Here is a 23,167-nt window from a genome sequence, read left to right as displayed (position 1 = left end):
AAGTATACGTCAAATCTAGTAGATGCTTATATTAAAAAACAACTCGTAGTCCCAAGTTAAAAGTCTCACCTAGTCCCGTATTATTACCTCTTACAAAGTTGGTATACAAAGCCTCGAGGTTGAGCTCATCTGTGAGTTGATATTTTGCGCCTCCACCTACTGCGGTAAAGTCTTGCTCAAAATCATTACCTAGATCTATGCGCTGTGAGTGCTGTACTAAGCCTAGAACAGTAAACTTAGCACTAGGGAAGTAACTTAAAAACACCCCTGGTGTAAGATTTAAACTATTATTTGCAAAGCTGCCGTCTACGGTGTCAAAGTTTTCATCTTGCTCTGCCTCTTTTCCAAAATTAAACTCAGAATTAAGCTCTGCAAATACTTGCCAATCACCACCTGCAAAGGTGTGATCAAAAAAGAAACGGTTTTGCCACGTGAATCCTTTTTGGTCAAGAAAAACTCCTTGCTCTGTCTCTTGATCTATAAGTGGTATAGATAGCGAACTTTGAATTGAAAAGTTATTTACAGATGCAAAAGGAACAAACTTTACCGCAGGAGCGATAGAAGTAAGACCACTACGAGCGGTGCCTCGCTCTCCGTCAAAACTAAAGACATCTAGCGCATCTCTACCGCCTATTACATTAGATCGCACTTCTAAAATTACACCTACGTTGAGTCTTCTATTTTCTGACACTCCAGTAAAAGCTTCAAGTGATGATGTAAAAAATGATTGTCTAGGCTCATCACCATCTGTAAATGTACTTTCTGTTTGCGTGTACAAATTATTAAACCACTTGATATCATATTGTCCTTTTGCAATAAGCTTAGATGGTGTAAGCGTCTGTATGACAGAGCCGCCTATCTCATTATCATCAATATCTTGTGCGTAAATAGTGGTAGTGATTAGGCATAGTGCGCCCATTAAAAAATGTTTCATTTTTTTAAATATTAGGTTGGAAATTTATTATTTGTGCTCTCTTCACTCCACTCAGTAAGAGCAAGTAGTGGAGTGAGAAAGTCTTGTAAACTTTAAAAAACTGAGCCTACTAGAGGGTTTTGTTTTACGAACCTTAGTATTATGACAACTTTCACGCAAAACGTTGCAGACTCAGTATGATGTCATTATTTGACATCATTTAGGGTCCAGTCGTAAGGGTAATAAGAGAGTTTTGAGTCTATATCTAGTTTAGTACCTCTGTATTTATTTATAAAATCAAGCACACTCCCACTTCTAGTAAAATCACCTTTATACCACTCAAATATTTGTGAGATCTGTACCTTTTTGCCTTTTACTCGTATAAACGATGGATTATTGAGCGCTAGTTTAGTTTGTCGCTGTAACTGAGCTTCAAGCTTACTAGGTATATATGCTTCATTTATAATAGGAGGACAGCCCAACCCTGCACATACAAGTACAAAATGAAAACGAGCCTCGTCTGGAAAAACAGCACGTAGCTTCTTGTTTTCTATATCATTAAGGGTGATTGAGCTACCTCCTACAGCGTGTTTTTGTTTGTCAAAAAAACCTTTTATGCTGAGCGGTTGCTTTACGGGATACTTAGCCACAACCCCTTTTATTACAGATAGATTGTAAGCATTGATCCAGAAAGCTTGGTATGTTTTTGCATCTGTCTTGCTCACTTTTATAGTTTGTGCAACCGCAAGGAGTTTATCTAAAGACTCTGGATTACTTTGTACAGCAGCATAATCTACTCTTCCATTTTTTATATATTCTTTAAAAAAAACATCTGCATCTGTAAAAAATGCATCTGTACTCTGTGCACTCATCGTGTTAATAACAAGTAGTGTAAAAAGGAAAGTAACGATTTTCATAATTGCTGTTTTATGTGCACTTGGGTCGGGTAAAAAACAATCGTCTTACACTTTTTCTTAAAATAAATTGATTTTGATCACCAGATAGCTTGTTGTCCTTAATGTATTTATAGCATTAATCTACAATTCATTTAGATATGTTCTAAATAAGCCTAGGTGCTGTTAAGTTTACTATCTTTAGTTCGACACAACCCTAGTAACTTGTGAAGAAAAAAGGTTTTACATACGCTTTCGCGAAAGCGTAATCACATACCACATTACCACAACCTCTTTTCAACTTACTTAAAAACACCAACCATTATGCAAGAACATATCGTCATTATAGGCAACGGGATTTCTGGCGTTACAACCGCCCGTCACATCCGCAAAGCTTCTGACAAAAAGATCACCATCATCTCTGCCGAAACAGATCACTTCTTTTCTCGCACAGCGCTTATGTATATCTATATGGGACATATGAAATATGAGCACACAAAACCGTATGAAGATTACTTCTGGAAGAAAAACCGTATTGATCTTAAACGCGCTTTTGTAGAGACAGTAGATCACGAGAATAAGCAATTATTACTCTCTGGTGGCGAAAAAATGAGTTATGATAAACTCGTGCTTGCGGTAGGGTCAAAACCTAATAAATTTGGGTGGCCAGGGCAAGATCTAGATGGTGTACAAGGGTTGTACTCAAAACAAGATCTAGATATGCTAGAGGCAAATGCTCCAAATAAAGAAACCTGTAAACGTGCTGTGGTAGTAGGTGGCGGTCTTATAGGTATTGAGATGGTAGAGATGCTGCTCACGCGTGATATACCGGTCACATTTTTAGTAAGAGAAAATAGTTTCTGGAATGGCGTTTTACCACAAGGAGAAAGCGAGATGATTAACAGACACATTAAATCTCACCACGTAGATTTACGTTTAGGCTTTAATCTAGATAGTATTCTAGCAGATGATAATGGTAAAGTGCGCGCTGTTACTATAAAAGAAACTGGAGAAGAAATAGCCTGCAACGTAGTAGGGCTTACCGCTGGTGTGTCTCCTAATGTGGCTTTCTTAAAAGATAGCGGTATTGAGTTAGGCCGAGGTATCAAGGTAAACCCTATGCTGGAGACTAATATAAAAGATATTTATGCCATAGGTGATTGTGCAGAGCAACACGAGGGTATAAACGGTCGTAGACCCATTGAGGCTGTCTGGTATACGGGCAGAATGATGGGAGAAGCACTTGCTCAGACATTAACTGGAAATCCTACCGCCTACAACCCCGGTCACTGGTTTAACAGTGCAAAATTTATGGATATAGAGTACCAGACCTACGGATGGGTGTTCTCAAAACCTAAAGAAGGTAATACACACTTTCACTGGATGCATAAGGATGATAACAAGTGTATCACTATAGAGATGCAAGAGGGTACTCGCAAGTTTGTGGGTATAAATAACTTTGGTATCAGGCTACGTCACGAGCTATTTGACCGCTGGCTTACTGAGGGACGCACAACAGATTATGTGCTAGAGCATCTTAAAGATGCAAACTTTGATCCTGAGTTTTATAGCCATTATGAGAAGGATATTCTAGATGCTTATAATGCTGCATACGGGACATCACTTAGTCCCAAAAAGAAAAGCTGGAAAAGAATTTTTGCATAACCAACCTAACGACTTACACTTATGAAAATTATTAAAAACCTAGGCTTGGTGATCTTTATTACTGGGCTTGCCATCTGGACAGCTTCCATCTTTATGGGAGACTTCACCTTACAACAAGAACAACTTGATTCCTTTATTTCTGAAAAAGGAATTAAAAGTGAGCTAGTAGCTCAAAAAATCTCAGATAACGTAGTGGGTAAAAAACTAGGCACATTTGCTTTTACAGGTGCCGTAAGAGATGCCCTTGCTCAAAACAATGACTACTATGATGCACAAATTGCAAAATATGATGCGGCAAAGGAGTGGGATAAAAAAGGAGAACAATATCAGTACAGAATAAATGATAAAGACTTTCAAGCCTTTAGCTTCTCACTAGCCAAAAAAGCCGGAACAGGATTTATAGTAGAAAATAAAGGGCTTATGTGGTTCTTAACCTTTGGACTGGGGATACTAGGAGCTCTAATGTTCATTTTTCCTAATCTCGTGTTGCTAGGCAAACCAGGTATCAAAAATGACCACGTATATCACGAGGCAGCAACCAATAGAGGATGGATTGCCTGGCTAGTGCTTGTGTACCTCGTGCTATTTTATCTCGTGCTTTATTTTAATGCAGACTATGTAGTAAACTGGACATTTATACTCGACCCTATAAGTAATGCGCTTAACGGAGGCGATGCCAGCCAGTGGTTTGTTTATGGCTTTTTATACTGTGTGATTATGGTAACGATGGCGGTGCGTATGTATATAAAATACCGTCACAATAAATACCAGATTGTACGTACTACCTCTGTGTTATTCTTTCAGATTGTATTTGCCTTTCTTATCCCTGAGATTATGGCAAGTTTAGGAAAGCCTGGTTATGATTTTAAAAACGCATTCCCGCTAGATTATGATTTCTTCTTTGAGTGGAATCTCGACACACTTACTCAGAGTGGTGGTTTAGGTATTTTCATCCTCGTATGGGGTGTTGTACTTACACTAGTTATTGTACCAGTAATGGTATACTTTTTTGGAAAAAGATGGTACTGTAGCTGGGTTTGTGGTTGTGGAGGCCTTGCCGAAACTCTTGGTGACCCCTACCGCCAGCATTCTAATAAATCTATGAAAGCCTGGAAGCTTGAGCGCTGGCTCATACACTCGGTACTCGTGTTTTCACTTGTGATGACTCTCGTCACATTATACTGTTACTTTACCGGTGCAGAAGCTTTTTTAGGAATCAACTCGCAGTGGATAAAAGACACCTATAGCTTCCTGATAGGAGCTTGGTTTGCAGGAGTAATCGGGACTGGTTTCTACCCTATTTTTGGTAACCGAGTATGGTGTCGTTTTGGATGCCCACTAGCAGCCTACTTAGGATTTGTACAACGTTTTAAATCTCGTTTTAGAATCACCACAAACGGAGGGCAATGTATCTCTTGTGGTAACTGTTCTACCTACTGTGAGCAAGGAATTGATGTACGTGCATATGCTCAAAAGGGAGAAAACATCGTACGTTCTAGTTGTGTAGGTTGTGGTGTATGTAGCGCTGTATGTCCTCGTGGCGTACTTAAGTTAGAAAACGGACCAGAAGCAGGTCGTATCAACCCTACCCAAGTACTACTAGGTAATGATGTAGACCTTATGGATTATGTAAATAACAAAGAGGCAAGCTAGAAGATTTTTTACGCTTTCGCGAAAGCGGAATACTAATTTATATAGCTCTTTGCATAGCATATCGCTAAAGCAAAATAAAAAACAACCACCTTAGTCATCTAGGGTGGTTTTTTAATACGCTAAGTAATCGTTAAGACGCATAAATCTCCCCTGTTTCTGTATACTTTCTCATAACTTTGCGACACATATAAAGCCTCACAGATTATGAGGTGATACCATAAAAACACAGCGCAATGCTAGCATATATAAAAGAAGTATTACAAGAAATGCCTCAAGACTGGTTACGTCTTACCACACATAGACTAGATATTTATGATGAGTCTCAAGCCAAAAGCCAGTTTCTTGATGAGTTTGAAAAACTATATAACAATAATGTTTCAGATCAAAAATCACTGAGCCAGTTACCTACGGCTTATGATTATATAAGACTGGGACACCCACTATCAAGTATTTTAGAATGGGCAATAGCAAAAACATATGCCCTAAAGACAGAAAGCGTTATAAGCTTTCAGTCTAAGACTGTACCTGTGCTTGCCGTGCTTCGTAAAAATTTATTAGAAAATAAGAGCACACGCATTTTATATACTAGAGCGCTCTCTTCTCGTTTTGACACAACAGCCTTAAAAGAAGTGTACGGCTATAACTTTGAGCTTCAAAAGCTAGAAAGTGTTGATGATATCACACCTTTTAATGGAAGCACAGTACTACTATCTGAACAGCAAAAAATCGCTACTACAGCCTTACATAAAGAAGTAGACTTTTATGTAAATACGTATGGGGATTTAGGTAGTATTCTCATTATTAATGGAGAAAATAACAACCACTACGTAGCAGATGTACAACACGTGCGTAGAAGGGAAACGGTGGCAATGACACCAGAAAACACACTTGTAGCACTAGAGTCTCTCGTAAACACAACCGATTTTACCGCTAAAAAAAGCACCAAAGAAGCAGATAAAGTAAAGGTTTTAAGTACCATAAAAGAAATAACACAAGCAAACTCAAAAGCGCTTGTAGGTTCAAGTGGACTATCTATACAATATGCCATAATGATGGGTCTTGTGGCAGAAGCTCAAGAACAACATCCTGGTAAAGCAATCAAGTTTGTAGTACCGCCTAACTGTTATGGAGGGACAAATGACCAAGCAAGACGTGTAGCCGCCTGTCTTGATAATGTAGAGGTTGTAGACCTACCGGTAGATGGTGATAATGATATGGTACAAAGTGTAGACCGTGTACTTACTACTCTCGCAGAGCAAGATGCTATACCATACATCATTGCAGAAATCCCTACAAACCCAAGAGTAGAGGTGCCAGATCTTGTAAAACTTAAAGAAGTGTTGAGCACTCCTCGTAAAACGCCTAGTGGAGACACAGCAATAGATCCAGTTTTTATTCTAGATCAAACGTTTTGCCCTAATGTACACTTCTTAGGTGATAATGATTATCTATCAACTGTGAGAGCAATCTCATACGCCAGCGGATCAAAATTTCCGAGTGGCGGTAAAGTGACTGCTGGCTACTGTGTGGCAAACACAAAAGCAACTCCGCTCATCGCAAATATCGAGAAGCACTTAACCATATGCGATAATGAGGCTACAGCTTTGCAATATGAGTTACTTGCTCAACAACTGCCTTCTATGAACCAGCGCATTGCAGATGCTTATGTCAACACACGTAAGTTTGTAACTTTTATAAGCGAAGTGCTGCCAGATGCAAAAATCAATTTTGTTTCAGAAGAGCTCGCGCAGCAAGGATTTACTCCATCTGTGTTTTCACTAGATCTACCTACTAAAGGCGATACCCCTGCAGAAAGAGAAAGTTATAAAAGAGCTCTTAATCATAAGCTCATAAACTTAATGATTACTGAGATTCCTGAGGAGAGCAAGTACTGTGTAAGTTACGGGCAGCTTAAAGGTGTGTACTGGACCATACCTGCAACCTCTACCCAAGGCACAACTAAGGAGGGTGATAAGGATTACATCGCTCGTGTGTCGCTCTCACCAAATATGAATTTAGAACGTCACAAAGAGATTTTTAAAGAATTTGTAAGTGAGATGTAACTAAAATTTGTTGCAAAGTTTAGAGACGCTTGTAAAATCTATTGTAGGTTTTACAAGCGTTTTTTCTTTGAGAGCGTTACTGTAAAAGGCTTTTAGTACGCTTTCGCTAAAGCGTAAATACCAACATTTTAAAATTTATCTAGAAACATTATCTTGTGATAAAAATAATGTGATGACCACTTCTCAACATCTTGCAAAGCACCTCAGAGAGTTCATATCTGGACCTAACACGACGGGTTCACACCTTAAAGAACATCTAGCTGACATAACACTAGAAGAGGCAAATCAAGCTGTTTACGGCCTTAATACCATTGCAAAGCTTGTGTACCACATAAATTACTATATAGAAGCCGTAAGCGGCGTACTAGACGGTGAGCCACTTACTGCAAAAGATATATATAGCTACGATGCACCTATATTAAAAACTCAAGAGGCTTGGAAACTTAGACTCGATACATTGTATACAAATCTAGATAGATGTGCATCTCAGGCATCTAGGCTTACAGACCAAGAGCTAAAGAGTAATTTTGTATTAGAAAAGTACGGTACTTATGAGCGTAATCTAATGGGACTGCTGGAGCACTCGCATTATCATTTTGGGCAAATTGTAGTTCTCAAGAAAATAATTAGACAACAGCCTGTGTAGTTAGAGCTACCTTAAAATAAAAAACTCCCGATATTGCTATGGGGAGTTTTTAGTTATTTAGTCTTCTAGAGGCTTCATCTCGAAGTCTTCCATAAACTTAGTGGTGTAGTCACCAGCTATATAGTCTGGGTGATCCATAAGTTGCCTGTGGAAAGGTATAGTTGTATTAATACCTTCTATTACAAACTCATCAAGAGCACGTTTCATCTTGTTGATCGCCTCTTCTCTAGTCTGTGCTGTCGTAATTAACTTAGCAATCATAGAGTCATAGTTAGGCGGTATCATATACCCACTATATACGTGTGTATCTATACGTACTCCGTGACCTCCTGGTGCGTGTAAATTTGTAATACGCCCTGGTGATGGTCTAAAGTCGTTAAAAGGATCCTCAGCATTTATACGACACTCTATAGAGTGTAGTTGTGGGTAGTAGTTTTTACCAGATACTGGTACGCCTGCTGCCACAAGTATTTGCTCACGTATAAGGTCATAGTCCACTACCTGCTCTGTAATAGGGTGCTCTACTTGTATACGTGTATTCATCTCCATAAAGTAGAAGTTGCGGTGCTTGTCTACAAGAAACTCAACCGTTCCTGCTCCTTCATATTTGATAAACTCTGCTGCTTTTACTGCGGCATCTCCCATACGCTCACGTAACTCATCTGTCATAAATGGCGATGGTGTCTCTTCGGTAAGTTTTTGGTGACGTCTTTGTACAGAACAATCTCTTTCAGACAGGTGACAGGCTTTACCTGTGCTATCTCCTACAATTTGGATTTCGATATGGCGTGGCTCTTCTATGAGCTTTTCCATATACATACCGTCGTTTCCAAAGGCTGCAGCACTCTCTTGACGTGCACCTTCCCAAGCTTTAAGTAGGTCTTCTTCTTTCCATACGGCACGCATACCTTTACCTCCACCACCAGCGGTAGCTTTAAGCATCACAGGGTAACCCGTCTCTATGGCAAGTTTTTGACACTCTTCAAAATCTTTTATGATACCGTCAGATCCTGGTACACAAGGTACGCCTGCGGCTTTCATAGTTTCTTTTGCAGTAGCTTTATCTCCCATTTTTGAAATCATCTCTGCAGATGCTCCAATAAATTTTATGTCGTGCTCCTCACATATTTTTGAAAACTTTGCGTTTTCAGAAAGGAATCCATATCCCGGGTGTATGGCATCTGCATTTGTAATCTCTGCTGCTGCAATAACGTTAGACATCTTAAGGTAAGACTCGTTACTTGCTGCTGGGCCTATGCATACTGCCTCGTCTGCAAATTTTACGTGAAGACTCTCACGGTCTGCTGTAGAGTATACAGCTACCGTTTTAATCCCCATCTCTTTACACGTACGTATTACCCTAAGGGCAATCTCACCACGGTTTGCTATAAGTATCTTCTTAAACATACTGTTTATTTTTTATTGTGATTACTGCGTGTTGTTGTTTAAGTCTCGCTTTCGCGAAAGCGTAAAAAACCACAGTCTCCTCAATGATTAAAATACCCGCAAGGGATTATGATGGATCTACCAAGAATAATGGCTGATCAAACTCTACTGGAGAAGAATCGTCTACAAGAATCTTTACGATTGTACCTGATACTTCACTTTCGATCTCGTTAAAAAGTTTCATCGCTTCGATAACACAAAGCACATCACCTTCACCTATCGTTTTTCCTACTTCTACAAACATAGGCTTATCTGGAGCCGGTTTTCTATAGAAGGTTCCGATTATAGGAGACTTAATAGTTATGTATTTTGAATTATCTTCTGCTGGGGCCGCTGGAGCTGCAGGTGCTGCTACCTCTGCAACTGGTGCTGCCGGAGCCGCTGGTGCTGCCGGAGCCATTTGCATTGCTGGCATTTGCTGTAAGAAAGTAGTTGGTGCTTTCTCATCGTCTGCACCAGTTCTGATAGTGATTTTTACATCATCCATCTCAAGTTTTACTTCGCTAGCGCCTGACTTTGCAACAAATTTAATCAGATTTTGAATTTCTTTTAAATCCATAAGTGTTTGAATTTAGTCTGTTTAGGTTTAATTAGAGTTATATGCCCATTTGAGGTAGATCGAACCCCAAGTGAATCCACCACCAAAAGCGGCAAATATGATATTGTCTCCTTTTTTTAGTTTATTCTCATAGTCGCTCATCAACAGTGGTAAAGTGGCTGATGTCGTGTTACCATATTTATGGATATTAATGAGGACTTTATCCTCATCTAGCTCCATCCTTTTGGCAGTAGCGTCTATAATACGTTTGTTAGCTTGATGTGCGATTAAAAAGTTAACGTCGTCACCACTAAGGTTATTACGCTTCATAATTTTATCACTTACATCTGCCATATTTGAAACAGCAAATTTAAATACGGTTTTTCCATCTTGAAAAACTGTGTGCTGTTTGTTATCTAAAGTTTCTTGTGAAGTGGGTAGTATACTCCCTCCTGCATCTATCTTAAGGTACTCACGGCCTACACCATCAGATCTAAGGTACTCATCTTGTAGTCCCATCCCTTCTTCATTAGGCTCAAATAGTACTGCACCACCACCATCTCCAAAGATGATACACGTGGCTCTATCTGTATAGTCTATAATAGATGACATTTTATCTGCGCCTATAAGCAGTACTTTTTTATACCTACCAGACTCAATATAACTAGCTGCTGTAGACATCCCGTAAAGGAAGCTAGAGCAAGCAGCTGTGAGATCAAATGCAAATGCATTAGTCGCACCTATTTGAGAGGCTGTATATACTGCGGTTGAGGCTACTGGCATATCTGGTGTAGCAGTTGCTACGATTACCATATCTAACTCTTTGGGATCGAGTTGCTTTTTTTCAAGAAGATCTTGTGCTGCTTTGATGGCAAGAAACGAGGTTCCTTTGCCTTCTTCTTTAAGAATTCTACGTTCTTTAATACCCGTGCGAGTGGTAATCCACTCATCATTGGTATCAACCATAGTTGCTAAAATATCGTTAGTCAACACATAGTCTGGAACATAAGCTCCTACAGCTGTAATTGCCGCTGAGATTTTACTCATTTGTTTCAGTTAGATTTTTCGTCTTTATTCAGCTAAGAACAAAACGATGAGAAAAATACTAAAAATTGATCAAAAATGGCCTACAATTAACTTTTTTTGACAATCCTACGCATAAAAAAAACTCTCACAATGTGAGAGTTCTATGTCTAGAAAATAGAAGCTTATGCCTCTATCTCTTCAGTCTTATCAATAACTACTTGACCTCTATAGTATAACTTACCTTCAAACCAGTGTGCTCTGTGGTAAAGGTGCGCTTCTCCTGTTGTAGGATCTACAGCTATTTGAGGTATAGCAGCTTTGTAATGCGTTCTTCTTTTATCTCTTCTTGTTTTTGAGATTTTTCTTTTAGGATGTGCCATTACGTACTCTTATTTATCTGTTAATAGTTTTTTTAACGAATCCCATCTAGGATCTGTCTCTTCTTTCTCTTCTTTTGCTCTTTGGTCTGGAATACTTAATTCTTCCAGCTTTTCTAATATATCTGACTTTAATGTCCCATCTGCTATACCAGGGTGAACCCTTTTATTAGGCATAGACAACACTATGAGTTCATAAATATATTGAGCGACATTTACTTCATACTCTCCAAATGGGAGAATGAGAACATCTTCAATATCATCATTAAACTCTTGACCAAACTTAACTACAAGCTCATAGCTCCCACTTATAGGTTGATCATAAGGCTCATTTGTCACATCACAATTTACATTGATTGTTCCTGAGATATTAAAATCAAACTCCATAAAGGTAGACTTCTTTGTTAAGAGAAGTGTAGCCTCAACGCTTGCGTCGTTAAAGTCATCATATTCAAAAAGATCAAAGAACGATTTTGTAATCGTGTACTCAAACGTATGCTCTCCTTCTTTTAAACCTACGTACTGTATAGTGTATAGTTTTAATTCTTTCATCACATCATCCGTTTGGAGCGTGCAAAGATACATAATTTTTTAAATCACAATAGGTAAGAATAAAAAAAATTAATCTAACAGCTATATGATTAATGCATTGCACAACTATATTATACTTACTTTCTTGCTGGGCCTCTACCTGCACGCTCTCTTCCAGCGCGTTTTGGCGACACCTTAAGCACATCTTTTGTTATTTCTTGGTATTCTTTTCTTTTATTATAAATATTAATAGCCGCATACACTGCTTCTCTAAAAGAACCAGGATCTGCCTCACCCTTACCAGCTATCTCGTAAGCCGTACCGTGATCTGGAGATGTTCTCACCTTATCTAGCCCAGCTGTATAATTTACACCTTTACCAAAAGACAAAGTTTTAAATGGTATCAAACCTTGATCGTGATATGCAGCGAGAATAGCATCAAAATTTTTATAGTTACCAGTGCCAAAAAAACTATCTGCCGCATAAGGACCATACACAAGCTGTCCTCCAGCTCTCATTTTTTCTAAGGTAGGGATTAACACTTTATCATCATCATCACCTATCACTCCATTATCTCCCACGTGAGGGTTAATACCCAGCAGTGCTATTTTTGGCCTATCTACTCCAAAATCTTGCTGCAAGCATTTATAGAGTGTATTCACCTTCTTTTTTATTACATCTGGTGTGATATTACTTGCCACATCTTTTACAGCTATGTGATCAGTAAGAAGACCCACTTTTAAAGTATCTGTTACCATAAGCATCATTGCATCACCTGTAAGCTCTTGAGCAAGATAATCTGTATGACCAGGAAAAGCAAAATCCTCTTTCTGGATATTTGCTTTGTTTATAGGTGCCGTCACCAGCACATCTATATCACCATCTTTAAGTGCCTTTGTAGCTGTTATAAATGACTTGAGCGCATAATCACCCGCAATATCTGTAGCCTCTCCCCAAGATATATCTACTTGCTCCTTCCACAAGTTAAACACATTAATCTTGTTATCTAGCGCTTTCGCGAAAGCGTCTATCCCATAAAACTCTGCTTGAAGCCCCAGTTCTTTCTTTATATATGAAAGTGTCTTTGCCGAAGCAAAAATTACAGGCGTACAAAAATCTAACATCATTGCCTCAGAAAACGTCTTGATCACAATCTCTGCGCCTATACCATTTAAATCTCCTATAGAAATCCCTACACGTACTTTTTGCTGTTTATTCATTTGATGCCTTTCGGGTTTTGTATTTTTGTAACACAAAAGTAACCAAATAAAAACCATTTATGTTTACAGGTATTATTGAAGATCTAGCCTCTATTGAATCAATCACTAAGGATCAAGAAAATATACACTACAAAGTAAAAAGTGCAATCACAAATGAGCTCAAAATAGACCAAAGTGTAGCACATAACGGCGTATGCCTTACAGTAGTAAGTATAGATGGAGACACTTATACGGTTACAGCCATACAAGAAACGCTAGATAAAACAAACCTCAACGATCTCGCTGTAAACGATATTGTAAACCTAGAGCGCGCGATGAAACTAGGCGCAAGACTAGACGGTCACATTGTACAAGGTCACGTAGACCAAGTAGGAACCTGTACAGCTATAAGTGAAGAAGATGGAAGCTGGAGATTCACCTTTGACTACGACACCTCACTAGGAAATGTCACGATAGAAAAAGGATCTATTACTATAAATGGCACTAGCCTCACTGTTGTAGACTCAAAAGAAGGAGCTTTTAGCGTAGCTATAATTCCTTACACTTATGAACACACAGGCTTTAAAAACTTTAAAGTAGGCACTCGTGTAAACCTTGAGTTTGATGTTATAGGTAAGTATGTAAAAAGACTTACTGAGGGCTACTAGCCTTTTTCATTTTAATTTTATACATATAATACGCACCTAGTAGTAGACCTCCTATAAGTAATAACGGGAGGTGATCATCTATGGGCGCAATAAGCCCAGGTAGAGGGGTTCTACCTGGCGGAGGCGGTGCTTCTTTACCAGCAAACGCACTTATCCCCATAAATAAAAGGGGGGCTGTTGTAATGAAATTTCTGAGTTTGGGGCTCATAGTAATTCAATATAAAATATTTTAAACTAGTTAAATTAATACTAATTTAATGAGGGTTAAGTAGGCTGTAATTGTGTATTACATCGACAATAATACGTATTTTATCGATAAAATTGAGCTTTGAGTAAAAAAAAATAGGGTTTCTTGAGAGTTTCAATCTCAAAACAAACGAGGCATTTTCTAGATTTTAACAAAATTTATTTTATAATTACTTGAAAATTAAGTAAATAGAAATGTAATTCTAACAAGTTGGAGCAAACTCTCACCTTAATAAAATTTCAAAAAAATTTTAGATTTTGTGTTGTTCGTCGGAGATAAATATCCTTTAATCCGGATAAAATACCAAAAAGCACATTTTACAGAGATTAGAACATCTCTCATTATGAAGCATAAAAAAACCTCGCAAACAGATGTTTGCGAGGTTTACTAAGTGGTCCCACTTGGGCTCGAACCAAGGACCCTCTGATTATGAGTCAGATGCTCTAACCAACTGAGCTATGGGACCGTTGTTTTCTATGTTTTCTAATCTAATAGAAGTTGAAAACGGGTGCAAATTTATAATAAATCTTCACCCTAACAAAGCTTTTCTTTGCTAATTATTAATTTCTTGACATAACTCTATAAGAACACCACCCGCTGTTTTAGGATGCACAAACGCAACTAGCTTATTATCTGCACCTTTCTTAGGCTTTTCATTAAGAATAATAAACCCTTCTTTTTTTAATCTTTCCATCTCCTCTACAATATTTTCTACCGCAAAGGCTATGTGATGTATCCCTTCTCCCTTTTTTTCTATAAACTTAGCGATTGCACTATCATCATTTGTCGCCTCTAGAAGCTCTATTTTATTAGGGCCTGTTTTAAAGAAAGATGTACGCACCCCTTCAGAGGCAACTTCCTCAATCTTATAATGTGGTACGCCCAGTAGTTTTTCATAAAGCGAGTTGCCCACCTCTAGATTTTTAACAGCTATACCTATGTGTTCTATCTTATCCATATCTTATTTTCTGTACTATAAATGTTTGAATTACGCTTTCGCGAAAGCGTAATAACCATAATACAACGTTAAATACCGCATATCAAGGCTTGACAAAAGTAATACATATCAAAAAAACGTATTTTTGCAGTCTATGGAATCAAACAGACAGAAAAAAGTAGCAGGTGTTCTTCAAAAAGATCTTGCAGAAGTGCTTCAAAACGCACTTAGAGACAGCGGTCAAGGAGGCATTATTGTGTCTGTAACTAAGGTTAAGGTACCTACAGACTTATCTATTGCAAAAGTGTACTTGAGCATCTTCCCTAATGATAAGGCTACTGAGATACTCAAAGAGGTTAATCAAGTAAAACCTATCATACGTCATAACATATCACAGCGCACACGTCACCAACTGCGACGTATGCCAGAACTTCAATTTTATATAGATGATACGCTAGAGTACCTAGATGGTATAGAGCGCTCTCTTAAAGGTGGTGACAACCCACTAGAAGATCCAAGTTTACTAGCTCGTAGAAAGAAAATATAAATGCAGTTTGCTCGCTATATAGCGCAACGTTACCTTGTATCAAAAAGTGGTACAAATGCTGTAAACATAATTACCTACATATCTATAGGGAGTATCATTTTAGGAACGATGGTTCTATTTATTGTGCTCTCTGCTTTTTCTGGGCTTAAGGAGTTTAATCTCTCTATTACGTCTATTATAGACCCAGATATTAAAGTACTACCCGCTACTGGCAAAACAATTACCCTCACCCCTACTCAAGAAAAGGAGCTCGCCTCATTTACAGAGATACAAGCATACTCAAAAGTAATAGAAGAACGTGCATACCTCGAGCACGAGGGTAAAACCTCACTGGGCTTTATAAAAGGAGTAGATGAAAATTACCTCAACGTTACTCAAATAGATAGTACCATCTTTGCCGGAAACTGGCCTACTGTAGGTGAGCCAGCAGTAGCTATGGGCTATCTTGTAAGAAGAAGACTCTCTGTTAATCTCACAGACTATAGCAGCCTACTCTCTGTAATGACACCAAAACCTGGTACGGGACAAATCACAGACCCTACACAAGCTTTTAACTCATCAAAGGCAGTGGTGAGTGGAGTTTTTCAAGCCGGCGAGACACTTGACAATGATCATATTTTTGCAAATATTGACTTTGTAGGTGCACTACTGGGTTACCCAGAAGATAAGATAAGTACACTTGAGATTAAATTATCTCCAGAAGCAGATGAAGACCGCTTACGCGAGAAAATAAGCTCGCTACTCAATAACAACGTGATTTTAAAAAACAGAATAGAGCTTAATGATGCCCTCTACAAGATGCTTAATACTGAAAACCTCGCACTCTATTTTATATGTACGCTCGTACTGATAATAGCTCTTTTTAGCTTTATAGGGAGTCTTATTATGATTATAGTAGATAAGCGCAAGCATATTAAAACACTAAGCGATCTAGGCGCATCTCTAGCATCTATACGTATGATTATATTTACGCAAGGCACACTGATGATTCTTATAGGTGGCGCTGTAGGGATTATACTAGGTGCAATTCTTATTGTAATACAGCAGCAGTTTGGCTTTATACCAATTACAGAGAGTTTACCCTACCCAGTAAAATTTGAGCTAGTAAATATCGTAATCGTATATGCAACAATAGTGATACTAGGCTTTTTAAGCGCTAGACTTGCAGCCTCAAGAATAAATAAGAAATTTATAAGCTCAGACTAGACAAACTCGTAACCTGCAAACTTCTCTTCAATAAGGTTTAGTGCAGCAAAGACATCTTCACTTTTATCTGAAGTTACTAGCTTCATACGATATTCCTTAAAATGCGGAATCCCTCTAAAGTAGTTTGTATAATGCCTTCTTGTTTCAAACACGCCAAGTATCTCTCCTTTCCAAGCTATAGACATCTCTAGGTGACGTCGTGCAGCTTCTACGCGCTCTACTAAGGTAGGTGGCTTTTTATGCTCTCCTGTTTTCATAAAGTGCTTTACTTCATTAAAAAACCAAGGGTAACCTATACTTGCACGACCTATCATCGCTCCATCAAGACCATACTCATCACGCATCTCCACAGCACGCTCTGGAGAGTTTACATCTCCATTGCCAAACACTGGGATGTGCATTCTTTGATTATTCTTTACTGCAGCAATAGGCTTCCAGTCTGCATCACCTTTATACATTTGTGCACGTGTACGACCGTGTATAGATATTGCAGCACAACCTACATCTTGTAAACGCTCTGCAACCTCAACAATCTTAATACTGTCGTGATCCCAACCTAAGCGGGTTTTTACAGTAACAGGCAGCTTAGTATGCTCTACCATAGACTTGGTTAACTTAACCATAAGGTCTATATCTTTTAAGATACCCGCACCAGCTCCTTTTGATACTACTTTCTTGACTGGACACCCAAAGTTAATATCAATAATATCTGGCCCACTTGCCTCTACAATCTCCACACTGCGCAACATAGACTCCTCTACTGCTCCAAAAATCTGAATACCTACAGGACGTTCTTTTTCATAAATATCCAGTTTCATCACACTCTTTGCAGCGTCACGTATCAACCCCTCACTAGATATAAACTCTGTATATACAACATCTGCCCCCTGTTCTTTACATAACGCTCTAAATGGTGGATCACTTACATCCTCCATAGGTGCTAGTAATAGCGGAAAATCTCCTACATCTATATCTCCTATTTTTGCCATACTTAATTTCCTTGCCTTATTCTCTTGATACGTATCACGCACAAAAGAACTCAAATAATTTAACCTGGTACAAAGGTAACTTCTTTTTAGTGTTTATACCTACTCGTTATAAAATGCTTGTCGCGCAAGTCTGTCATAGGTTTTTCATAAAGACCATACCACAACCCTGCTATTAGAAATAAGAGTATAAAGTATATCGCTGCATAACCCACCCTCTCATTAAAACTTAACAGTTCTATAGGCCAAACCCATCGCATACCTTGCAACAATAACCCATAATGTAAGAGGTAAACCGCATATGAGGTTATACTTACATAACGTATGGGCACAGCTACAAATCGAGGCGCTTGTTGCCAAGAAGAAAGTACTGGCAAGGTAAGAGCGATGGCAATCGAAGTAAGAGGCAAATAAATCGCGTCCCAAATAAATGATGCAGCCACGGGATCTAAACTGTATTTTCCTAAAACAAACTGAAACCCAAAAAACAATATTACCCCTAAAGCAAATAATAACTGTTTGTGTTTAAGCCAGTGTTTTGGATATTTATGAGATAGATATGCTGCCAGCACACCATAATAAATCGCATCTATTCGGTAGATGACTACTGCCTTTAGATTTATGTTCCACTGTTGTGCATTAAGTGTTGGTGTGGTAAAATGGTAGAGTAATTTAGTTATAAGAAACACGATTATTACTGCTACTGTGCTGCGCAGGAATAAGGTTTCTTTTTTTGCTTTCGCGAAAGCGTAAACCACAACATATAACAACAGTGGCCCTATAATATATGCCACCTCCTCTACTGGCAAGCTCCACGACTCTGTAAAAAACACCTCCATCCCCGAAGAAAAATTCTGAAGGAAAAGAAAGTAGTATGGTATATTTTCTGGAAGCTGTCTACCTATCGCAATAACTAGCAAAATATTGAGAACTAAAGCGAGGTAATAACTAGGTAACGTACGGAACCACCTGCGTATTAAAAAATACTTAACATCGCGCATCCCAAAATCTTCTTTTACAAATAGCCTAAGCAATATAGACCCTATTAAATAGCCGCTCAGGACAAAAAAGATCTCTACACCCATCACTCCCCCTAGTTGTAGTAGCGGGATGACACCTCCATATTGCTCGGGGAAAATATATAAAATGTGCGATCCTAAAACAGCAAGAATAGCGATTGCTCGCATTAAGTCAAGCCCAAAAACACGCTGCTTAGATGAAGGGCTGCTAGTCAAAAGATGATTATTCTTTAAGTCGTTCTAACTCTTCAATCTCAAGAGCTCTATTATTATCTTGTAATTTAAAATTACCAAACTTATAGGTAAAGCCTACTTGCAAGTTTTGTGTCTCTGGAACAGCGAAATAAGCATTGTCTTGGTTAAGATATTGAGAGGTAAGCAAAGCATTTGCCTCCCCTAGTATGTCATTTACAGTTACTTTAAGTATAGCTCTGTTTTTCCAAAACTTCTTTTGTACACCCGCATTTAATGTAATCACACGGTCTTGAATATAGCTGCCAAATAAGAATTTAGAAATATACTCTGCGCTCACCTCTGCTGTCCAACTTCTATCTTTACTAAGTGTGAGGTAATTACCAATGTATGCATACACTCCATCTACCTTGTTATCTTGAGCAACATTGCCACTCTCTTGCGCGAGGAAGGTAACCTCCTCGTGAAAGGCACTTAGGTATGTGTATAAATAATACCAGTCTGAAATACTTCTACCGTGTGTGAAGTCAAGACCCCAAGATTTACTATCTAATGCATTTTGATTTGAGGTACGCAACACTTGTGCTTCATTATTTTGAAAAGGAAGCCTTAATATCTCATTTCCATTATCACGATAATAGAGATCAAAAGAGTAAGCACTTTTTAAGGTATAATTAAAGTTAAATCGATGACTAAAAGCTGGAGTTAACTGTGCATTACCTTGATCAAAATTGTTTTCATTCAAGAAGTAGGCAAATGGGTTTAAATCTTGATATCTAGGTCTATTTACTCTTCTTGAGTAGTCTATACTAAAACTATGATTCTCAACAGGAGCATACTGCACATATGCAGTTGGAAAAAATTCTAGATAGTCCAAATCGTTAATCCCGTTGAGCGCCAGCGAAGTTCCCTTTGAGTTAGTTTGCTCTGCGCGCAACCCAGCTTTTACACTCCATTTATCCCAGTCTTTTGCAACAGAAACATAACCCGCAACAATATCTTCATCATAAAGAAAATCATCATCTTGTGCTTCTTGTAAGCCAGACACACCACTATCTACAATAGTTGGAAATTTAATCACAGATCTAGAATCTATAATAGAAGTTCTCGCACCCAGCTCTAAAGCAACAGTCCCTAAGGTTGTTGCATAGTCTATTTGCCCTGTATAAATCTCAATGTCTTGAAAAGAGTCACTCGTAAAACGCACATTTCTAAACAGGTCTCCAGTAGCATCTATGTATCGAGAACTTAAAGATTGATCACGCTTTCGCGAAAAATTAGTATGATGCACATTCATACTCAACGATCCATTTTTAAGTGTCTTGGTATACTTTGCATCTAGCGCAATATTAGTGCGCTCTCCATTTAATCCGCTAGAGGTTCTAATCGTGTACGGGTCTTCTATAGATGAAGTAACATCAGTTATAGATCTTGAGTAATCATAAATACCTGGTGAATATAAACCCACAGCCGAGAAACTTAACTGCGAACTCTCATTAAGCTTATAATCTATAATAAGATTTGCGTTATGAGCTTTTGACCAGTTTTTACGTTCAAAATCTTGAAGCCAGTTTATACGTTCATCTGTAGTTCTATAGTTTATAAAATTGTCACTCATAAAAGAGGACTTCTGCGGGTTGAAGCTATAATTAAAAAACAGATTCAATTTTTCATTTTTATAGTACTGTGACGTCCCAAAAGAATGTTTTGGAAAAATACCGTAAGTTCCTCTAGCAAAAACAGTTCCTTTATAGCCTAAAGACACCACCTTTGAAGTAATAATATTAAGTACGGGACCTCCCTCTGCCTCATACCTAGCTGGTGGATTTGCAATCACCTCTACAGATTGTATAGCATCACCAGAGAGGCTACTTAATAGATCTTGAATTTCTTCTGCGCTTAATTGTACCCTCTTATCATTGAGATACACAGTAACTCCTTCATTTCTAATTGTAATCTCTTCTTGATTTACAACTACTCCCGGAGTTCTTTTTAAAATATCCATCGTATTACCCGATGATAGTATGGTATTTTCTACATTAAAAACAAGTCTATCTGCTTTGCGTACTACAGTAGGCTTATTTGAAGTAAGCACAACTTCATCTAGACTTTCTTGACTTGCAGTAAGCACTATAGGACTTAAAACTGTATCTTTTTCTAGTAGTATACTTTCAATTTTTTGGTCGTCAAAACCTACAAAACTAACTGTAAGGTGATATGTGCCCATTTTAAGATTTTCTAGACTAAAGGAACCGTCCTCTTCTGTAATAGTACCTTTTACCAACTTTTGCTCCTCGTCAAGTAATACGACGTTTGCAAAGGCAATTGGGCTGTTTTGAGATGTGTTTACAACTCCTTGTATGCGTATGTTTTGGGCGATGATTGATGAGATGCTAAAAAACATCAGGATTGTGATTATATGTCTAATAACGCTAGTTTTTAAGGCTTTAAATGTAATAACACTACTAACAACTTTTCACAAAATTTTAAGATTTTTCGACCAAATACACAAAATCTATTTTACTGAGAAATAAATAGCTCTTAATAGCCGTATATTTGCACCCTATTTGCTATGACTATGAAGAATATTAGAAATTTTTGCATTATTGCGCACATTGACCACGGTAAGAGTACACTAGCAGACCGTCTCCTTGATGAGACCGCTACAGTTACAAAACGTGAAGCTCAGGCGCAATTACTAGATAGTATGGATTTGGAACGTGAGCGCGGTATTACCATTAAGTCCCACGCTATCCAGATGGAGTATAAATACAAAGGCGAAGATTACATTCTAAATCTCATAGACACACCTGGTCACGTAGATTTCTCATATGAAGTATCGCGTAGTATAGCCGCTTGTGAAGGAGCTCTTCTAGTAGTAGATGCAGCACAGAGTATACAAGCACAAACTATCTCAAACCTTTATCTAGCATTAGAGAATGATCTAGAGATCATACCTGTACTTAACAAAGTAGACTTACCTAGTGCAAATCCAGAAGAGGTAACAGATGATATTGTAGACCTACTAGGTTGTGATGCAGAAGAAGTAATTCCAGCATCTGCAAAGACAGGTATAGGTATTGAAGAAATTCTTGCTGCCGTTATAGAGCGTGTTCCTGCTCCAAAGGGTAATCCAGATGAGCCACTACAAGCGCTTATTTTTGATAGTGTTTACAACCCTTTTAGAGGAGTAGAAACGTACTTTAGAGTAATAAATGGCTCTATTAGAAAAAACCAACAAATAAAATTTGTCGCTACTGGAAACACTTATGGTGCAGATGAGGTAGGAACATTAAAACTTACACAAGCACCTAAGCAAGAAATAAAAGCGGGTGACGTAGGATACCTTATTACTGGTATAAAAGATGCGCGTGAGGTAAAAGTAGGTGATACTATTACAGATGCAAAGAACCCTACACAAAATGCCATTGCAGGTTTTGAGGACGTAAAGCCTATGGTATTTGCAGGAATTTATCCTGTAGACACGGAGGACTATGAGGAGCTACGCAACTCGATGGAAAAACTACAGCTTAATGATGCGTCTCTAGTATTTGAGCCAGAAAGTTCGGCGGCATTAGGTTTTGGGTTTAGATGTGGATTCTTAGGAATGTTACACCTAGAGATTATACAAGAAAGATTAGAACGTGAGTTTGATATGACTGTTATTACAACAGTTCCTAACGTATCCTACCACGCCTTTACTCATAAACACCCAGATGATATTATTTTAGTAAATAATCCATCTGATCTTCCAGATCCATCTAGTATGAATCGTGTAGAAGAGCCTTTTATTAAAGCAACTATTATTACAAAGTCTGACTTTGTAGGACCTGTAATGTCTCTATGTATAGAAAAGAGAGGTCAAATAGCTAGCCAGACATATTTAACAACAGAGCGTGTTGAGCTTACTTTTGATATGCCACTTGCAGAGATTGTTTTTGATTTTTATGATCGTCTTAAAACAGTTTCAAAGGGGTATGCGAGTTTTGACTACTCTCCTATAGGTATGAGAGCTTCAAAACTGGTTAAGGTAGATGTACTTCTTAACGGGCAACCGGTAGATGCACTATCTGCGCTCTTACACCAAGACAATGCTTATGATATAGGTAAGCGTATGTGTGAGAAATTAAGAGAACTTATCCCACGCCAGCAGTTCGATATTCCTATACAGGCTGCCATAGGTGCAAAAATCATCTCACGTGAGACGGTAAAAGCACTGCGTAAAGATGTAACGGCTAAGTGTTACGGTGGTGATATTTCGCGAAAGCGTAAACTTCTAGAAAAACAGAAAAAGGGTAAGAAACGTATGCGTGCCGTGGGTAATGTAGAGATACCACAAGAAGCGTTTATGGCGGTTCTTAAACTTAATGATTAAGCATATATAAATTATAAAAAAAGCTGCAAATATGATATTT

General features: G+C 38.3%; 21 protein-coding genes and 1 tRNA gene. 8 read left to right on the top strand and 14 right to left on the bottom strand.

Going from position 1 to position 23,167, the window contains the following annotated elements; all coding sequences use genetic code 11:
- Window positions 1-31 precede the first annotated feature (31 nt).
- A complete protein-coding gene (locus tag ACJJVM_RS10390) occupies window positions 32-934 on the bottom strand; it encodes a hypothetical protein (protein WP_405211631.1) in 903 nt (300 codons plus the stop codon).
- Between the two features lie 185 nt (window positions 935-1,119).
- Window positions 1,120-1,830 carry a DUF547 domain-containing protein gene (locus ACJJVM_RS10385; protein ID WP_405211630.1) on the bottom strand — a complete coding sequence of 237 codons (711 nt, stop codon included), beginning with the start codon at window positions 1,828-1,830 and terminating at the stop codon, window positions 1,120-1,122.
- A gap of 300 nt (window positions 1,831-2,130) precedes the next feature.
- Here ACJJVM_RS10385 and ACJJVM_RS10380 point away from each other — a divergent pair, with 300 nt between their 5' ends.
- The 4 genes from ACJJVM_RS10380 to ACJJVM_RS10365 all read left to right on the top strand — a co-directional run bounded on the left by ACJJVM_RS10380 (window position 2,131) and on the right by ACJJVM_RS10365 (window position 7,833).
- Window positions 2,131-3,471, top strand: a complete 1,341-nt coding sequence (locus ACJJVM_RS10380) for an NAD(P)/FAD-dependent oxidoreductase (RefSeq protein WP_405211629.1) — start codon at window positions 2,131-2,133, stop codon at window positions 3,469-3,471.
- Between the two features lie 21 nt (window positions 3,472-3,492).
- Entirely contained in the window at window positions 3,493-5,124 is a 1,632-nt protein-coding gene (locus ACJJVM_RS10375) for a 4Fe-4S binding protein (RefSeq protein ID WP_298353563.1), read from the top strand.
- A 233-nt stretch (window positions 5,125-5,357) separates the two neighbouring features.
- Entirely contained in the window at window positions 5,358-7,187 is a 1,830-nt protein-coding gene (locus ACJJVM_RS10370; RefSeq protein ID WP_405211628.1) for a cystathionine beta-synthase, read from the top strand.
- 172 nt (window positions 7,188-7,359) lie between these two features.
- Window positions 7,360-7,833 (top strand): DinB family protein, encoded by a 474-nt coding sequence (locus tag ACJJVM_RS10365; protein WP_405211627.1) that lies wholly within the window; start codon window positions 7,360-7,362, stop codon window positions 7,831-7,833.
- A 57-nt stretch (window positions 7,834-7,890) separates the two neighbouring features.
- On the opposite strand, the gene accC is transcribed toward ACJJVM_RS10365, so the two are convergent.
- The 6 genes from accC to pdxA form a co-directional block, all read right to left on the bottom strand.
- A complete protein-coding gene (accC, locus tag ACJJVM_RS10360) occupies window positions 7,891-9,240 on the bottom strand; it encodes an acetyl-CoA carboxylase biotin carboxylase subunit (RefSeq protein WP_035325563.1) in 1,350 nt (449 codons plus the stop codon).
- Window positions 9,241-9,346: 106 nt separating this feature from the next.
- Complete coding sequence (accB, locus tag ACJJVM_RS10355) at window positions 9,347-9,838, bottom strand: acetyl-CoA carboxylase biotin carboxyl carrier protein (protein WP_405211626.1); 492 nt, start codon at window positions 9,836-9,838, stop codon at window positions 9,347-9,349.
- Between the two features lie 27 nt (window positions 9,839-9,865).
- The gene (locus ACJJVM_RS10350) at window positions 9,866-10,864 is read right to left on the bottom strand and encodes a beta-ketoacyl-ACP synthase III (RefSeq protein ID WP_298353577.1); all 999 of its coding nucleotides are present in this window, start codon (window positions 10,862-10,864) and stop codon (window positions 9,866-9,868) included.
- Window positions 10,865-11,025: 161 nt separating this feature from the next.
- Window positions 11,026-11,223 (bottom strand): 50S ribosomal protein L32, encoded by a 198-nt coding sequence (gene rpmF, locus ACJJVM_RS10345; protein WP_021778137.1) that lies wholly within the window; start codon window positions 11,221-11,223, stop codon window positions 11,026-11,028.
- Window positions 11,224-11,232: 9 nt separating this feature from the next.
- Window positions 11,233-11,772, bottom strand: a complete 540-nt coding sequence (locus ACJJVM_RS10340; protein WP_298353582.1) for a DUF177 domain-containing protein — start codon at window positions 11,770-11,772, stop codon at window positions 11,233-11,235.
- Window positions 11,773-11,888: 116 nt separating this feature from the next.
- Window positions 11,889-12,971, bottom strand: coding sequence for a 4-hydroxythreonine-4-phosphate dehydrogenase PdxA (gene pdxA, locus ACJJVM_RS10335; protein ID WP_405211625.1), 1,083 nt, complete (start codon window positions 12,969-12,971; stop codon window positions 11,889-11,891).
- Window positions 12,972-13,030: 59 nt separating this feature from the next.
- Between pdxA and ACJJVM_RS10330 the strand changes: the two genes are divergently transcribed.
- Window positions 13,031-13,618, top strand: coding sequence for a riboflavin synthase (locus ACJJVM_RS10330; RefSeq protein ID WP_299151247.1), 588 nt, complete (start codon window positions 13,031-13,033; stop codon window positions 13,616-13,618).
- Here ACJJVM_RS10330 and ACJJVM_RS10325 read toward each other — a convergent pair.
- From ACJJVM_RS10325 to mce, 3 genes are all read right to left on the bottom strand, one after another.
- Window positions 13,602-13,826 carry a hypothetical protein gene (locus tag ACJJVM_RS10325; RefSeq protein WP_038597373.1) on the bottom strand — a complete coding sequence of 75 codons (225 nt, stop codon included), beginning with the start codon at window positions 13,824-13,826 and terminating at the stop codon, window positions 13,602-13,604. The genes ACJJVM_RS10330 and ACJJVM_RS10325 overlap by 17 nt on opposite strands.
- A 431-nt stretch (window positions 13,827-14,257) precedes the next feature.
- Window positions 14,258-14,331, bottom strand: a tRNA-Ile gene (locus ACJJVM_RS10320).
- 87 nt (window positions 14,332-14,418) lie between these two features.
- Entirely contained in the window at window positions 14,419-14,823 is a 405-nt protein-coding gene (mce, locus tag ACJJVM_RS10315) for a methylmalonyl-CoA epimerase (RefSeq protein WP_405211624.1), read from the bottom strand.
- A gap of 133 nt (window positions 14,824-14,956) precedes the next feature.
- Between mce and rbfA the strand changes: the two genes are divergently transcribed.
- A complete protein-coding gene (rbfA, locus tag ACJJVM_RS10310) occupies window positions 14,957-15,349 on the top strand; it encodes a 30S ribosome-binding factor RbfA (protein ID WP_021778132.1) in 393 nt (130 codons plus the stop codon).
- The gene (locus tag ACJJVM_RS10305) at window positions 15,350-16,555 is read left to right on the top strand and encodes an FtsX-like permease family protein (RefSeq protein WP_405211623.1); all 1,206 of its coding nucleotides are present in this window, start codon (window positions 15,350-15,352) and stop codon (window positions 16,553-16,555) included. It begins immediately after the preceding gene.
- Here the strand turns inward: ACJJVM_RS10305 and dusB are convergent.
- The 3 genes from dusB to ACJJVM_RS10290 all read right to left on the bottom strand — a co-directional run bounded on the left by dusB (window position 16,552) and on the right by ACJJVM_RS10290 (window position 21,156).
- Window positions 16,552-17,544, bottom strand: coding sequence for a tRNA dihydrouridine synthase DusB (gene dusB, locus ACJJVM_RS10300; RefSeq protein ID WP_035328796.1), 993 nt, complete (start codon window positions 17,542-17,544; stop codon window positions 16,552-16,554). The genes ACJJVM_RS10305 and dusB overlap by 4 nt on opposite strands.
- A gap of 86 nt (window positions 17,545-17,630) precedes the next feature.
- Complete coding sequence (locus ACJJVM_RS10295; RefSeq protein WP_405211622.1) at window positions 17,631-18,776, bottom strand: acyltransferase family protein; 1,146 nt, start codon at window positions 18,774-18,776, stop codon at window positions 17,631-17,633.
- A gap of 7 nt (window positions 18,777-18,783) precedes the next feature.
- Entirely contained in the window at window positions 18,784-21,156 is a 2,373-nt protein-coding gene (locus ACJJVM_RS10290) for an outer membrane beta-barrel protein (protein ID WP_405211621.1), read from the bottom strand.
- 174 nt (window positions 21,157-21,330) lie between these two features.
- On the opposite strand from ACJJVM_RS10290, the gene lepA reads away from it, so the two are divergent.
- Entirely contained in the window at window positions 21,331-23,127 is a 1,797-nt protein-coding gene (gene lepA, locus ACJJVM_RS10285; protein ID WP_298353611.1) for a translation elongation factor 4, read from the top strand.
- Window positions 23,128-23,167 lie beyond the last annotated feature (40 nt).

The organism is Dokdonia sp. Asnod2-E02 (genome assembly GCF_045063915.1).
Lineage (GTDB): Bacteria > Bacteroidota > Bacteroidia > Flavobacteriales > Flavobacteriaceae > Dokdonia.
This window is presented reverse-complemented; position numbering and strand designations above follow the sequence as displayed.

What these genes read in the sequence shown, in the direction of transcription:
- ACJJVM_RS10390 (WP_405211631.1), bottom strand. Translation starts at nt 934, where the DNA reads ATGAAACATTTTTTAATGGGCGCACTATGCCTAATCACTACCACTATT.
- ACJJVM_RS10385 (WP_405211630.1), bottom strand. Translation starts at nt 1,830, where the DNA reads ATGAAAATCGTTACTTTCCTTTTTACACTACTTGTTATTAACACGATG.
- ACJJVM_RS10380 (WP_405211629.1), top strand. Translation starts at nt 2,131, where the DNA reads ATGCAAGAACATATCGTCATTATAGGCAACGGGATTTCTGGCGTTACA.
- ACJJVM_RS10375 (WP_298353563.1), top strand. Translation starts at nt 3,493, where the DNA reads ATGAAAATTATTAAAAACCTAGGCTTGGTGATCTTTATTACTGGGCTT.
- ACJJVM_RS10370 (WP_405211628.1), top strand. Translation starts at nt 5,358, where the DNA reads ATGCTAGCATATATAAAAGAAGTATTACAAGAAATGCCTCAAGACTGG.
- ACJJVM_RS10365 (WP_405211627.1), top strand. Translation starts at nt 7,360, where the DNA reads ATGACCACTTCTCAACATCTTGCAAAGCACCTCAGAGAGTTCATATCT.
- accC (WP_035325563.1), bottom strand. Translation starts at nt 9,240, where the DNA reads ATGTTTAAGAAGATACTTATAGCAAACCGTGGTGAGATTGCCCTTAGG.
- accB (WP_405211626.1), bottom strand. Translation starts at nt 9,838, where the DNA reads ATGGATTTAAAAGAAATTCAAAATCTGATTAAATTTGTTGCAAAGTCA.
- ACJJVM_RS10350 (WP_298353577.1), bottom strand. Translation starts at nt 10,864, where the DNA reads ATGAGTAAAATCTCAGCGGCAATTACAGCTGTAGGAGCTTATGTTCCA.
- rpmF (WP_021778137.1), bottom strand. Translation starts at nt 11,223, where the DNA reads ATGGCACATCCTAAAAGAAAAATCTCAAAAACAAGAAGAGATAAAAGA.
- ACJJVM_RS10340 (WP_298353582.1), bottom strand. Translation starts at nt 11,772, where the DNA reads ATGAAAGAATTAAAACTATACACTATACAGTACGTAGGTTTAAAAGAA.
- pdxA (WP_405211625.1), bottom strand. Translation starts at nt 12,971, where the DNA reads ATGAATAAACAGCAAAAAGTACGTGTAGGGATTTCTATAGGAGATTTA.
- ACJJVM_RS10330 (WP_299151247.1), top strand. Translation starts at nt 13,031, where the DNA reads ATGTTTACAGGTATTATTGAAGATCTAGCCTCTATTGAATCAATCACT.
- ACJJVM_RS10325 (WP_038597373.1), bottom strand. Translation starts at nt 13,826, where the DNA reads ATGAGCCCCAAACTCAGAAATTTCATTACAACAGCCCCCCTTTTATTT.
- mce (WP_405211624.1), bottom strand. Translation starts at nt 14,823, where the DNA reads ATGGATAAGATAGAACACATAGGTATAGCTGTTAAAAATCTAGAGGTG.
- rbfA (WP_021778132.1), top strand. Translation starts at nt 14,957, where the DNA reads ATGGAATCAAACAGACAGAAAAAAGTAGCAGGTGTTCTTCAAAAAGAT.
- ACJJVM_RS10305 (WP_405211623.1), top strand. Translation starts at nt 15,350, where the DNA reads ATGCAGTTTGCTCGCTATATAGCGCAACGTTACCTTGTATCAAAAAGT.
- dusB (WP_035328796.1), bottom strand. Translation starts at nt 17,544, where the DNA reads ATGGCAAAAATAGGAGATATAGATGTAGGAGATTTTCCGCTATTACTA.
- ACJJVM_RS10290 (WP_405211621.1), bottom strand. Translation starts at nt 21,156, where the DNA reads ATGTTTTTTAGCATCTCATCAATCATCGCCCAAAACATACGCATACAA.
- lepA (WP_298353611.1), top strand. Translation starts at nt 21,331, where the DNA reads ATGAAGAATATTAGAAATTTTTGCATTATTGCGCACATTGACCACGGT.